Here is an 11,558-nt window from a genome sequence, read left to right on the forward strand (position 1 = left end):
AGCGCCAGCAACGCCAGCGCCAGCCCCTCGCCCAGGTCGATCTCCGCGAGCTCGGTGCCCCACGTCAGTAGAAAGGCGGCGCCGATCACCGCGGCCGCATACCCGGCGGCCGCGGCTGCCGGGGGAACAGACGTGCCGCTGACGCGCAACCACACCCCTGGGAGGGCAGCCGTCAACGGCAGCGCCAGACCGGCCGCGATCCGCATCGTGACCGGGCGTGCTGTCGCGCCTGCTGGCGAGCGGGAGCTCACCTGCGCGCTCCTCGTGCACCGGCGGGCGCGTCGGCCCGGTCCGGGCCGTTGCGGACCACGTTGCTGAGGACCAGCAGGATCACGCCGGCCACGATGGCCGCGTCCGCAAGGTTGAACGTGGGCCACCAGCCGGAGTGCAGGTAGTCGGTCACCACCCCGTCACCGGCGCGGTCGGTGAGGTTCGCGACCGCGCCACCCAGAACCGCGGCGAACGCGGGCAGCTGCAGCCGGGACCCGCTCGGCGCAGCCCGGTACACGAGGGCGGCCACCCCCGCGGTCACGACCGCAGTCACGGCGAGGACCACCCCCGGCGGCGCCTCCGCGGCGAACGAGAACGCCACCCCCGGGTTGTATCCCAGGCGCAGGTCCACCGGGCCCGCCTCGATCCCGGTGGGTGGCACCACGGCCTGTGCCCACACCTTGACACCGAGATCAACCATCGCCACCACGGCCGCGGCGGCGAACACGGTGGCCCGTCGCCCGGCCGCCGGAGCCCCCTGGCGGCTGGGCGGCAGCGTGCTCATCGAGCGTCCGAGAGGCTGGGCGACCCAGCCAAGCCGGACACGCGGCTGGCCGGCAGGGCCGGGGCACGACCGGCGCGGACCCCGTTGGCGATGATGACGACCTCGGCGACCTCGTGGACGAGCACGACGGCCGCGAGCCCCAGGATCCCGAACAGGGCCAGCGGCATCAGCGCCGTGATGATCGCCAGGGACAGGCCGACGTTCTGCAGCATGATCCGGCGGGCGTGACGGGCGTGCTCGAGCGCCTGCGGCAGGTGCCGCAGGTCCTCACCCATGAGCGCGACGTCGGCCGTCTCGATCGCGACGTCGGTGCCCATCGCACCCATCGCTATCCCGAGATCAGCGGTCGCCAGGGCCGGCGCGTCGTTGACGCCGTCGCCGACCATCGCCGTCGGACGCTGCTCGCGAAGGCGAGTGATGATCGCGGCCTTGTGCTCCGGCAGGAGGTCGGCGTGCACGTCGGTGATCCCGGCCTCGGTGGCCAGCGCGGTCGCGGTGGCACGGTTGTCACCGGTCAGCATCGTCACCGTGTACCCGGATCCGCGCAGGTCCGCGATGACCTCGGCGGCCTCGGGACGCAGCTCGTCACGCACGGCGATGGCGCCGATCACGGCCCCGTCGAGCTCGACGAGCACCGCGGTGGCGCCGCCGCGCTGCATCCGCTGGATGTCGGCCGCCAGGGGCCCGTTCGGTAGCCAGCCGGGTCGGCCCAGCCGAGCCTGGCGTCCGTCGATGGTGCCGGTCAGGCCGGCTCCGGTGACGGTCTCGACGTCCTGGGCGTCGGTCACCGTGTCGACGGCCGCGAGGATGGCCCGGGCCAGGGGGTGTTCGCTGCGGGCCTCGAGCGCGGCGGCCACCGCCAGCACCTCTGCCCGGCTGACGCCATCGACAGTGGTGACCTCGACGACACGGGGCCGGTTCGCGGTCAGGGTGCCGGTCTTGTCCAGCGCGATCCCGCGAACCGCGCCGAGGGCCTCCAAGGCGGCGCCGCCCTTGACGAGGACCCCGAGGCGGCTGGCCGCACCCACCGCGGCGACCACGGTGACGGGTACGGAGATGGCCAGCGCGCAGGGCGAGGCCGCCACCAGTACGACGAGGGCTCGTTCGATCCATGTTGCCGGCTCACCGAGCACGCTGCCCACAAGGGCGATGAGGGTGGCGGCAATGAGAACTCCCGGCACGAGGGGCTTGGCGATTCGGTCGGCCAGGCGCTGGCTGGCGCCCTTGCGGGACTGCTCGGCCTCGACGATCCGTACGATCCGGGCCAAGGAGTTGTCGGCGGCGGTCGTGGTGACCTGCACCTCGAGGACGCCGGTGCCGTTGATCGACCCGGCGAACACCTCGCTGCCGGGGCCGGCCTCGACGGGCACGGACTCGCCGGTGATGGCCGAGACGTCCAGGGCGGTTCGGCCGGTGCGGATCACGCCGTCGGTGGCGACCCGCTCCCCGGAACGAACCAGCATCAGGTCCCCGACCCGCAGCTCGGCCGGGGCCACGACGACCTGGGCTCCGTCACGAAGGATCGTCGCCTGCTCGGGAACCAGCGACAGCAGGGCACGCAGCCCGCGACGGGTCCGGGCCAGTGAGTACTCCTCGAGCCCTTCACTGATCGAGTAGAGGAACGCGAGCATCGCGGCCTCGCCCACCTCGCCGAGCAGCACCGCGCCGACCGCGGCGATCGTCATCAGCGTGCCGACACCGATCTTGCCCTTGACCAGCCGTTTCACCGTGCCGGGCACGAAGGTGGACGCGCCCGCGAGCAGCGCCGCCCACAACAGCACCTGCTCGAGCACGTCCGGGCCGCCCCGCCACCTGGTGACATAGCCCGCCACCAGCAGCACCCCGGCAACCGCGCCCGCACGCAGCTCGTCGACCTCGACCAGCCGCTGCGGCGCCTCTTCGCCGCCCTCGGGTGCGCTCACCGGCTCATCGCCGCCGCAGCCACATGCGTCACTCATTCGTGGCCCCCTCCTCTGCTGCGCGTGCCCGGACCCCGGTGGAGGCCGCGGACGGCAGATCGTCGCTGCAGCCGTAGTTCGGGCACAGCGCCACCGCCTCACCGGTCAGCGCGAGCAGACGCTCGGCGCTGGCGAGCAGATCCATCAGTTCAGGGTGGGCCAAGGAGTAGAACATCTGCCGGCCCTCGGGGCGCCCGACGATGAGCCCGCAGTCACGCAGGCACGCCAGGTGCCCCGAGACGGTGCCCTGGGCAAGCCCGAGGACGGTGGTCAGGTCGACGACCCGCCGCTCGCCGGCGGCCAGCTGCGCCACGATCGCGAGCCGGGTCCGCTCTCCCAGTCCGTGAAACAGCGCCGCTCCGCGCATCAGGTCGGCGGCAGCCGGCACATCCATCGTCGTCATTGTCATGTCCCGATGATAGCGGCTAGAAGGGAGCCTGCGGACTACGGTCGCGGTCCCGGCAAACCCCACCTGCTCATCGGGCTGGGGGCTGGGGGCTGCAGGCTGAAGCCGGATTGCGAGGCAGGTACGCCTTTGGCGACCCGCGCGTGATGGCGCGCTGGGGCGGGTAGCCCTACCCGGTGAGCTCCCCGAGGACGTAGACGGCGAGGAAGCCGAGGAAGAACATCGCCGCCAGGGCCGTGGTCTCGGTCTGCTCGTGCGCCTCGACGAGCAGCTCTTCCACGGCCAGGTAGAGCAGGGCGGCAGCGCCGAAGGCGAGAACGGCGGCGAGGGCGGCTGGTCCCGCACCGGCGAGGAGCGCGGCTCCGCCGACCGCACCGACGGCGGTCAGCAGGCCCAGCCCGACGACGGTCGCGGCGGACTGGGCCCGGTTCAGGCCGGCCTCGGTGAGCTCGCTGCCGAGCGACAGCGACAGGAACAGGATCTCGAGAGTCAGCGCGATGGTGAGGATGATGCCCTGTGCCGCACCGAGGACTGCCCCGAGACCGACGAGGAGTCCGTCGATGACGAGATCCATCCCGACGGCGACGAGCAGGCCAAGGGGCAGGGCGACCGCCGCTCGGCGCGCGACCTGTCGGGTGACGGAGGTAGCCAGTCCGCGTCCGTGTGGCGAGCTCACGGTTGAGGCTGCTGCCGAGTCCGACCCCGTTGTGGGCGTCGGCTCTCGGGCGGCCGCGGCCTCCTGACGGCGGGAGTAGGCGGCCATCGCAAGCATGACGGCGACGCCGGCGGTGAACCCGAGGACGGCGTAGGGCAGGTTGCCCTCCTCGCGCAGGCTAGGGAGGACCTCACCTGCCAGGGCGGCGACCACGACGCCCGCGGCGAAGTGCTGGATGGCGCTGACCAGCCGAGGCCTGGGCGGCCTCAGGATGGAGATCGCCGTGCCCGCAGCGGCTGCCGCCACCGGGAACGCGACCAGGGTCAGGGCCTGGGTCACGGCGCTCATCCGGTGCCCTTTCCCCGGGACCGGTCACGCAGCCAGAGCGTGAGCATGATCCCCAGCAACAGGGCCGCGATACCGGCCCAGGCCCAGGAGTGGTTCCCGGGCTCAGTGGGTGGCGGGACGGTGTGGGCCGGGTCTTCGTCGATGGGGCCTGGGATGGTCCAGCTAGGCGTCGGTGTGGGGACTTGCGAAGGAGCCGCGGCCGCCGCGGGGACCATTCTGTCGAGCTGCGTCTGAGATGCTGCACGAGCCGGCTCGTCGGCCTTCGCAGCCCCCGGACCCAGAGCAAGCAGCGGCAGCGCGACGGCAACAGCGATAGCCCCGCAACGCGACCGAAGTCTGCGACGGTGAGCGTGCATAGTCTCAGCCCTTGGCCAGAACGTCGTCGATGAGTCCGGTCAGGACGCTGGCGGTCACCGGCCCGGACACGCGGGCGGCGATGCGGGCGGACCTGTCCAGGACGAGTGTCGTCGGGGTGGCAACCGCCTTGCCCTGCAGGGCCAGGATCGGGACGCCGCCGTCGTAGGCCAAGGACGGGTAGGTGATGCGGTGCTGGCGCTGGAAGGACAGTCCGGTGGCCGGGGTCTCCATCTTGTCCAGCCCGAGGAACCGGACGGGAAGGCGTCGTCGCTGAACGGATTCCCAAGCCTTCTGCAGATCGGCCGACTCGCTGATGCAGGGCGGGCACCACGACCCCCACACGTTCACGACGAGCACCGTCCCGTGCAGGTCTGCGTTGGACCAGGGCCGCCCTTCCAGCGTCGTGCCGGGCGCCGCAGCCCGCCAGCAACGCGGCGCCCCCGACGGCCACCAGGCTGGAGGCCAGCTGCAGCGCGCGGCGTCGAGTCAGCGGGACGGTGTCGCTCACCATGAGGTCTGGGCGCAGGCGCTGGAGCCCGCGGGCTCGACCTGCAAGGTGGCGTGCTCGATGCCGAAGCGCTCACGCATGACCGCTGCGGCCTGGGTGAGGATCGTGGCGGAGTTCGCCGAGGGGGCGCCGGCGTGCGGGTCTGCCATGACGAGGTGGGCGGTGGCGACGTTCATCCCGGAGGTGAGCGTCCACACGTGCAGGTCGTGGACCTCGACCACACCGGAGATCTCCGACAGGGCCTGCTCCGCCTCGTCGGGGTGCATGCCCGCCGGCGCGTGCTGCCCGAGGACGGCCAGCACCTCGCGGCCGAGCATCACGGCGCGGACGGCCACGAATAGGGCGATCGCCAGGGCCACGACGGTGTCCCACCACGTCTGCCCGGTGGTGCCCACGAGGATGGCGGCGGCGATGACCCCAACAGATCCGAGGGTGTCGGCCAGGACCTCGAGGTAGGCGCCCTTGACGTTGAGGCTCTCGCTGGCGCCGGCGCGCAGCAGCACGATGCTGATGAGGTTGATGAGCAGACCGAGGGCTCCGACGACCAGCATCGGGCCGGAGGCGACCTCGGGCTCGGCGCCGATGCGTCCGAGGGCCTCGATGCAGATGTAGACGGCCACACCCAGCATGAGCAGCACGGCCAGGCCCGAGGCGAAGACCTCGGCCCGGTAGGAGCCGAACGTGCGTCGCCCGGTGGTGTCTGCGCGGGTGGCGATGCGGGTCGCGACCAGCGCCGCCCCCAGCGCGACGACGTCGGCCGCCATGTGGCCGGCGTCGCTGATCAGGGCCAGCGACTGGGAGGTCAGCCCGACGACCAGCTCGACGACGAAGAACGATGCGACCAGCCCGAAGGCCAGCTGCAGGCGCCAGCGGTGGGCGCCGGCGGCAGAGCCGCCCCCGCCGTGTCCATGCCCGTGTCCGTGGCTCATGCGCTTGCTCCCGTTCGCGTGGAAGCGGCGCGCCGCGTAGAGACGCGAGAGGTCACCGACTGAGCGGTGGTGGGCTCCACGTGCTCGACCGGAGCAGGCTGGGTCGCGGTGTGCTCGTGGGTCATGTGCTCACGCGTCAGGTCCAAGAGCATCCGCACGTGCGCGTCCGCGAGGCGGTAGTACATGAGGCGTCCGTCACGGCGGGCGGTGACGACCTGCGACGCGCGCAGCAGGCGCAGCGACTGCGACACCGTCGTCTCTGCGACAACGGTGGCTGCGGCGAGGTCACACACGCACAGCTCGCCGGCCTCCAGCAGGGCGTAGAGCAGCTTGGCCCGGGTCGGGTCCCCGAGCAGCTTGAACACGGCCGACACCTGGACCAGGTCGTTCTCGGGCAGGGCGCGGGCCCGGACGTGGCGCACCGTCTCCGGGTGGACGCAGTGGTCGGTGCAGGCATCGATCACGAGGACCGCTTCATCTGAACGCATGCTCAGATGTTACGGTACGCGCAATGCGTTGTGGACCGCCCGTCCGAACCGGGTGCACGCGCCAGCACGACAACTCACACGACCGCCCTGCCGGTGCCGCGACGGTGCCGCGCGGGCCCCTGCCTGGAGGTCCCATGCCTGCTACCCCGCACAACCGCGGCGCTGACCGCGAGGAGCGCCGCCACCGAGCCGCCACGATGGCCGCCGCGCAGAAAGCTCAGGAACGACGCCGCTCGGTCCTGCTCTGGGGTGGTGTCGCCACGGTCATCGTCGCCATGGTGGCCGCCGTCGGCATCGTCGTGCTCAAGGAGCGCGCCGACCGTCCGACGCTCGACGCGGTCCGCTCCTACACCGTCAGCCAGGGCCACGTCAGCACTCCCGTCGCCTACGCGCAGACCCCGCCGGCCGGTGGCGAGCATGCCCCCGTGTGGCTCAACTGCGGCACGTACACCAAGCCGGTGCCCAATGAGAACGCCGTGCACTCCATGGAGCACGGCGCGGTCTGGGTGACCTACCGCGAGGGCCTGCCGGCCGACCAGGTCAAGAAGCTGACAGCGGCGCTGCCCGACACCTACATCGTCCTGTCGCCGTACAAGGGCCTGACCGCTCCCGTCGTCGCCTCGGCGTGGGGCAAGCAGCTGACCCTCGACAGCGCCGCCGACCCGCGCCTGGCCGAGTTCGTCAAGGTCTACCGCCAAGGGCCCCAGACCCCGGAGCCGGGCGCAACATGCACCGGCGGGACCGACGGAACCGGCGCTCCCGTCCCGCAGGGGATGTGACGGTGACCAAGGACGCCGACACCGGTTATCTCTCGACCGGGACTCCCGAGGATGCGAGCGGCTCTCGCGCGCCGACCCTGCGCGTCCTGACGGGACGGGTCGCGCTCGTGGGGGCCGTGCTCGTGACCGTGTTCGTAGCCTTGGCCGGGTTCGCCGGCTACCAGCTCGGTCGCGCCGGCGACGCCCCCCGGGAGGGCGGCGCCGATGTCGGCTTCGCCCGTGACATGCAGGCCCACCACAACCAGGCCGTGCAGATGGCTCTCATCATCCGCGACAAGACCGCCGATCCGACCCTGCGCGCGGTCGCGTACGACATCGCCACGAGCCAGTCCCAGCAGGCCGGGCAGATGTACGGCTGGCTGGCCCACTGGGGGCTGCCGGCGACCTCCCCGGACCGCCCCATGGCGTGGATGACCGCTGAGCACCACCAGCCAGAGGACGGCCCCTCGCAAGACCCGACCAGCGGCAGCGATCGTCCTAGCGGCACGACGAGCACGCCGGAACCGTCCGCCACCCATGCCGGAATGCCGGGGATGCGCGACAGCGCCAGCTCGAGCACCCCGAACGAGACAGCTGCGGGAGCCATGGGCATGGCCACACCGGCGCAGCTGCAATCCCTGCAGCAGGCCACGGGCGTGGAGGCCGAACGCCAGTTCCTCACCATGATGATCGCCCACCACAGAGGCGGCGTGCAGATGGCACAGGCCGCTCTCCGGTTGGCGACAGAGCCCGAGGTCCTGACGCTCGCCCGCGCGATCGACACGGCACAGACCGCCGAGATCAAGCAGCTGCAGCAACTCCTGGAGGCACGCCGGTGATGGCCCGTCCAACAGCATCTGGTTCGCCCTGGCCGGGTTCGTTCTCGCAGCGCTCGTCGTCGTGGTCGTCGAGCTGAGAGCTCGACGACGTGAGCGTCACACCCGAGGCGCCGACTGGAGCGGGCCGGAACCGCCGCAGCACCCAGAGCCCCGAACGCAGACTCGCGTATGCCGTCCGCCCCCTTCGCGAGGCTGCGCACCTGCGCGGCGGTGGCCGCCACCGGCGTCTCGATCGCCGCCGGGTCGCCCGGCCGGCCGGTGCCTGCCGGGACCGGGGACAGGAAGAGGCCACCCGTGACTGGATGGTGGGCCGGGTTCGGGAAGGTGGCAGGGCACCTGGCCCCACGCTAGGCCGGGACCGCGGCGGACGGCATACGTCCTCGGTGATCTCGTGAGACGGTGCAGGGAGCTGACCGGTGAACCGGAGTCGGCTCGCGGGCGTCTCCGACCCTGGGAGCACCAGTGAGGAGGTGGCGGCGGCATGCCGCTCGACGACGACGCGGCCGCGGAGATCTACCGCGAGCACGGGCCGATGCTGCGGCGGGTCGTCTTGGCGTGCCACGAGCGACGCCAACCGCGTCGACGACACATCGTCCAGGAGGTCATCCTGCGCGTCTGGAAGCAGGCGCCGGAGGCCGAGAACCTGCGCGCCTACCTCATCACCACCGCCCGCCACCTCATCGTCGACCAGTACCGCGCCGCCGGCCGCCGTCCGCAGCAGGCGCAGCTCGTCGAGGTCGCCGAGCAGGACTTCGCCCTCGACCGGGCGCTGGACCAGGTGCTCGTCGAAGAGGCCCTCGGCCGGCTGCAGGCCAACCATCGTGAGATCGAGCGCTGCCTCTACTACGAGCGGCTCACGCCGCCGAGACCTCCGTGCGGGTCGGGGTGCCGGAGGGCACCGTGAAGTCTCGCGCCTACTACGCCGTGCGCAACCTGCGCGTCATCCTCGACGAGATGGGAGTGACCCGATGAACCCCGCATCGGACGACCTGCACGTGCTGCTCGGCGCGTACGTGCTCGGTGGCCTGTCCGACGAGGACCACCGCGCCTACAGCGAGCACCTGCGCACGTGCGGACCGTGCCAGACGGAGCTCGGCCAGGTGTCCGGGCTGCCCCGACTGCTCGACCTGGCCGGACCCGAGGGCGGTCCCCACCTGTCCGACGGCCCCGCCGCCGCGCCGACCCCGCTCATGACCGAGCCCGACGACGAGCGCGTCACGAGCCTGCTCGGCGAGGTCGCCCGCCGTCGACGCCGCCGGCGGACGTGGCTCTCGGGCCTCGCGGCCGCGGCGGCCGCCGTGTTCTTCGCCGGCGGCGCGTGGCTCGGGCCGAAGCTGACCGAGGCGACCACCCCGACCCCGCCGACGACGCACGTGGCCGCGGCCGCGGTGCCGGGCAGCTCGGTGCGCGTCGACATCGCGCTCGTGACCCGCGGCTGGGGCACCCAGCTCGACATCGACTGCGAGGACATGCCCAAGACCGGCGCCCTGGTCCTCTGGGTCATCGACGGCAAGGGTCACGCGACGGCCGCCGCGTCGTGGCGCGCGACGGCGACGGGCTACTCCAAGGTGACCGGCGCGACGGCGTTGCGGCCCAACGAAATCCAGGCGCTGGAGGTCCGCACCGACACGGGGAAGGTGCTCGCCTCGGCCAAGACGTGACGGTCCGGCCGCATGGTCAGAGGCCGGTCCGAGGCCGGTGGGCAGTTGCGTCCGTGGCGGCGTGACGCTGACCTTGCGTCCGTCGAAGGTGACCTCGCTGAGCCACATCGTGCGGCCGAGGACCTCCGAGCCGACCGAGTCGGGCGCCCGCGCGTGGTAGACCATGAGCACCCGGCCGTCCTTGGGTCTCGAGCATCGCGCAGTGCCCCTGACCGGCCGCGACGTCGGTGCTCGTCAGGACCGGTTCGGGGTCCTTCGTGAACGGTCCGGTCGGCGACGACGCGGTGGCGTGTCCCACCGCGTACGCGTCGCTGCCGTAGTCGTTGGCCGAGTAGAAGAGGTGGAAGCTGCGTCGCGCCCGCGGGCGAAGGCCGCCTCGACGAGCCGCCCCTCCCACAGGAGGTCCTGTCGCAGCAGGCGTTTCGGCTCTCCTTCGAGGCGAAGGCCGTCGGCCGAGAGGCGCTGCACCGAGATCCACGTGTCCTTGCCGACGGCGTTGCCGTCGTTCTTCCAGTAGAGGTAGGCCGTGCCGTCCGTCGCGACGAAGGGCGCCGAACGCCCCCGAGCCAGCTCGGGGGCGTTCGGCATTCCTCAGGCCTCGGCGTCCTCACGCCGCCGCCGACGCCGTTGTGACGCGGGGAGCAGCACCCACAGGGTGAAGGCGAGGACCGTCAGGCCGCCACCGAGCCAGAACGCGGTCGATTGCGAGAGCAGCACGTCGAGGACCAGGACGACGCCTCCGATGATGCCGACGCCGAGGAAGAAGAGGCCGGTCCTGATGAGCGTGTCGGTGTGCCGCACGACGAAGTCCTTGAGCCCCTCCCGGAAGAGCATCCGGTGCATCGCGACGGGTGCCATGAACACGAGGGTGCTGACGGCGACGGCGAGCAGGGTGACGACGTAGATCGACCGCTGGAGGTCGGTCAGCGTCGTAAACCGCTGCTGGAAGGGGATCGTGAGCAGGAACGCGAAGAGGATCTGGACGCCCGCCTGGGCGATGCGTAGCTCCTGGAGCTGATCGGCGAAGTTGCGGTCGAGCCGTTCGGCCTCGGTCTCGTCCCGTGTGGAGGGCTGCGAGTCGCTCATGGCTCACCTATACCCCGGATCGTCGTCCGGGTGGTCGCGCGGGCCGCGGCAGTCCGCATCCCCCGGGGGAACGGGCTGCGCCCGCGAGGGGAGACGGCCAGCCGGGCCGGGCCTTGGGGGTCCGCCCGCAGGCCCGGGGTCCACGGGACCGCGTCCAGGTGCGCAGTATGCTCGCGGTGTCGCGGCGGAAGTACAGCAGCACCGCAGACTCGGTGCCGCGCTGGGTGACCACGGTGAACGCGGCGCCGGGGTTGGGCCACCCGGCGGGGGCTGCCACGACCCGCAGGTGCGCCGTGGAGGAGATGGGCAAGAACTCGGTCAGCCCCTGCACCATGCCCAGGACCAGGGCCGCCAGCCAGGTCATCGTGCACCGCCCGCATGGTTGTCGACCCGGGCGTCGTGGCCGGCGGCCGTCAGCGTGCGGCGCAGCTGCAGCACGAGCGCCCGGGTGGCCTCGGGCGCGTTTGGGGTGGGTGCGCGGCGAGAGGAGCGCGGCTGCCACGGTCGCGCAGGTGTACTCCCGCATCACGGGCGGCGCCGTGACCGATCCGAGCGCACCTGCTCCCGCCGTCCTGGCCGCCTACGAGGACCGTCAGGACCAATCCCGCCGGGTCGCTCACGCCGAGCTCGTCGGCGACCTGTTCGCCGCCGGCGACGTCGCAGCCTCCGAGGCCGTGGCCCGCCACTGCGGGCTGTTCACCGTTGACCTCGGCCTCGGCGACGTCCTTGAGGAGCAAGTGCGCTCATGAGCGTCCACACCACCAGCACCTGGGGTGCCCGGTTGGTCCCA

14 protein-coding genes and 1 pseudogene are annotated in these 11,558 nt (G+C 72.1%); 5 read left to right on the forward strand and 10 right to left on the reverse strand.

The genetic code is table 11. The features are described 5' to 3' along the window. The 8 genes and pseudogenes from B2P18_RS18655 to B2P18_RS18690 form a co-directional block, all read right to left on the reverse strand. Window positions 1–251 (reverse strand): annotated as a pseudogene (locus tag B2P18_RS18655) (hypothetical protein); the annotation flags it as partial. Beyond that, window positions 248–775 (reverse strand): signal peptidase II, encoded by a 528-nt coding sequence (locus B2P18_RS18660; protein ID WP_019285899.1) that lies wholly within the window; start codon window positions 773–775, stop codon window positions 248–250. The gene B2P18_RS18660 and the pseudogene B2P18_RS18655, both read right to left, overlap by 4 nt. Next, on the reverse strand, window positions 772–2,733 hold the full coding sequence (locus B2P18_RS18665; protein WP_037214234.1) for a heavy metal translocating P-type ATPase: 1,962 nt from the start codon (window positions 2,731–2,733) through the stop codon (window positions 772–774). Before B2P18_RS18665 ends, B2P18_RS18660 begins: the two co-directional genes overlap by 4 nt. Next, entirely contained in the window at window positions 2,726–3,142 is a 417-nt protein-coding gene (locus B2P18_RS18670) for an ArsR/SmtB family transcription factor (RefSeq protein ID WP_050349261.1), read from the reverse strand. Before B2P18_RS18670 ends, B2P18_RS18665 begins: the two co-directional genes overlap by 8 nt. 166 nt (window positions 3,143–3,308) lie before the next feature. Next, complete coding sequence (locus B2P18_RS18675; protein WP_037214236.1) at window positions 3,309–4,142, reverse strand: ZIP family metal transporter; 834 nt, start codon at window positions 4,140–4,142, stop codon at window positions 3,309–3,311. A gap of 360 nt (window positions 4,143–4,502) precedes the next feature. Next, entirely contained in the window at window positions 4,503–4,898 is a 396-nt protein-coding gene (locus B2P18_RS18680) for a TlpA family protein disulfide reductase (protein WP_172669750.1), read from the reverse strand. A gap of 105 nt (window positions 4,899–5,003) precedes the next feature. Further along, the gene (locus tag B2P18_RS18685; RefSeq protein WP_050347337.1) at window positions 5,004–5,936 is read right to left on the reverse strand and encodes a cation diffusion facilitator family transporter; all 933 of its coding nucleotides are present in this window, start codon (window positions 5,934–5,936) and stop codon (window positions 5,004–5,006) included. Further along, window positions 5,933–6,424: an ArsR/SmtB family transcription factor gene (locus B2P18_RS18690; RefSeq protein ID WP_082176745.1), complete on the reverse strand. Its 492-nt coding sequence runs from the start codon at window positions 6,422–6,424 to the stop codon at window positions 5,933–5,935. Before B2P18_RS18690 ends, B2P18_RS18685 begins: the two co-directional genes overlap by 4 nt. 134 nt (window positions 6,425–6,558) lie before the next feature. Between B2P18_RS18690 and B2P18_RS18695 the strand changes: the two genes are divergently transcribed. The 4 genes from B2P18_RS18695 (at window position 6,559) to B2P18_RS18715 (ending at window position 9,682) form a co-directional block, all read left to right on the forward strand. Beyond that, window positions 6,559–7,203 (forward strand): DUF3105 domain-containing protein, encoded by a 645-nt coding sequence (locus B2P18_RS18695; RefSeq protein ID WP_037214245.1) that lies wholly within the window; start codon window positions 6,559–6,561, stop codon window positions 7,201–7,203. A 2-nt stretch (window positions 7,204–7,205) separates the two neighbouring features. Next, a complete protein-coding gene (locus tag B2P18_RS18700; protein ID WP_050347338.1) occupies window positions 7,206–8,021 on the forward strand; it encodes a DUF305 domain-containing protein in 816 nt (271 codons plus the stop codon). 481 nt (window positions 8,022–8,502) lie between these two features. Then, window positions 8,503–8,925 (forward strand): sigma factor, encoded by a 423-nt coding sequence (locus tag B2P18_RS18710; RefSeq protein WP_239266252.1) that lies wholly within the window; start codon window positions 8,503–8,505, stop codon window positions 8,923–8,925. A 64-nt stretch (window positions 8,926–8,989) separates the two neighbouring features. Then, window positions 8,990–9,682 (forward strand): zf-HC2 domain-containing protein, encoded by a 693-nt coding sequence (locus B2P18_RS18715; protein WP_050347339.1) that lies wholly within the window; start codon window positions 8,990–8,992, stop codon window positions 9,680–9,682. Between the two features lie 591 nt (window positions 9,683–10,273). Here the strand turns inward: B2P18_RS18715 and B2P18_RS18720 are convergent. Both B2P18_RS18720 and B2P18_RS18815 read right to left on the reverse strand, forming a co-directional pair. Continuing rightward, complete coding sequence (locus tag B2P18_RS18720; RefSeq protein ID WP_019285910.1) at window positions 10,274–10,768, reverse strand: DUF6328 family protein; 495 nt, start codon at window positions 10,766–10,768, stop codon at window positions 10,274–10,276. A 7-nt stretch (window positions 10,769–10,775) separates the two neighbouring features. Next, entirely contained in the window at window positions 10,776–11,132 is a 357-nt protein-coding gene (locus tag B2P18_RS18815) for an undecaprenyl-diphosphate phosphatase (RefSeq protein WP_019285911.1), read from the reverse strand. Between the two features lie 148 nt (window positions 11,133–11,280). Between B2P18_RS18815 and B2P18_RS18730 the strand changes: the two genes are divergently transcribed. Continuing rightward, entirely contained in the window at window positions 11,281–11,517 is a 237-nt protein-coding gene (locus B2P18_RS18730) for a hypothetical protein (RefSeq protein WP_156188124.1), read from the forward strand. Window positions 11,518–11,558 lie beyond the last annotated feature (41 nt).

It is taken from the genome of Arsenicicoccus sp. UBA2120 (assembly GCF_002330965.1).
Taxonomy (GTDB): domain Bacteria; phylum Actinomycetota; class Actinomycetes; order Actinomycetales; family Dermatophilaceae; genus Arsenicicoccus; species Arsenicicoccus bolidensis.

Coding starts and splice junctions, on each gene's coding strand:
- B2P18_RS18695 (WP_037214245.1), top strand. CDS start 6,559: ATGCCTGCTACCCCGCACAACCGCGGCGCTGACCGCGAGGAGCGCCGC.
- B2P18_RS18715 (WP_050347339.1), top strand. CDS start 8,990: ATGAACCCCGCATCGGACGACCTGCACGTGCTGCTCGGCGCGTACGTG.
- B2P18_RS18685 (WP_050347337.1), bottom strand. CDS start 5,936: ATGAGCCACGGACACGGGCATGGACACGGCGGGGGCGGCTCTGCCGCC.
- B2P18_RS18815 (WP_019285911.1), bottom strand. CDS start 11,132: ATGACCTGGCTGGCGGCCCTGGTCCTGGGCATGGTGCAGGGGCTGACC.
- B2P18_RS18720 (WP_019285910.1), bottom strand. CDS start 10,768: ATGAGCGACTCGCAGCCCTCCACACGGGACGAGACCGAGGCCGAACGG.
- B2P18_RS18710 (WP_239266252.1), top strand. CDS start 8,503: ATGCCGCTCGACGACGACGCGGCCGCGGAGATCTACCGCGAGCACGGG.
- B2P18_RS18690 (WP_082176745.1), bottom strand. CDS start 6,424: ATGCGTTCAGATGAAGCGGTCCTCGTGATCGATGCCTGCACCGACCAC.
- B2P18_RS18665 (WP_037214234.1), bottom strand. CDS start 2,733: ATGAGTGACGCATGTGGCTGCGGCGGCGATGAGCCGGTGAGCGCACCC.
- B2P18_RS18670 (WP_050349261.1), bottom strand. CDS start 3,142: ATGACAATGACGACGATGGATGTGCCGGCTGCCGCCGACCTGATGCGC.
- B2P18_RS18660 (WP_019285899.1), bottom strand. CDS start 775: ATGAGCACGCTGCCGCCCAGCCGCCAGGGGGCTCCGGCGGCCGGGCGA.
- B2P18_RS18675 (WP_037214236.1), bottom strand. CDS start 4,142: ATGAGCGCCGTGACCCAGGCCCTGACCCTGGTCGCGTTCCCGGTGGCG.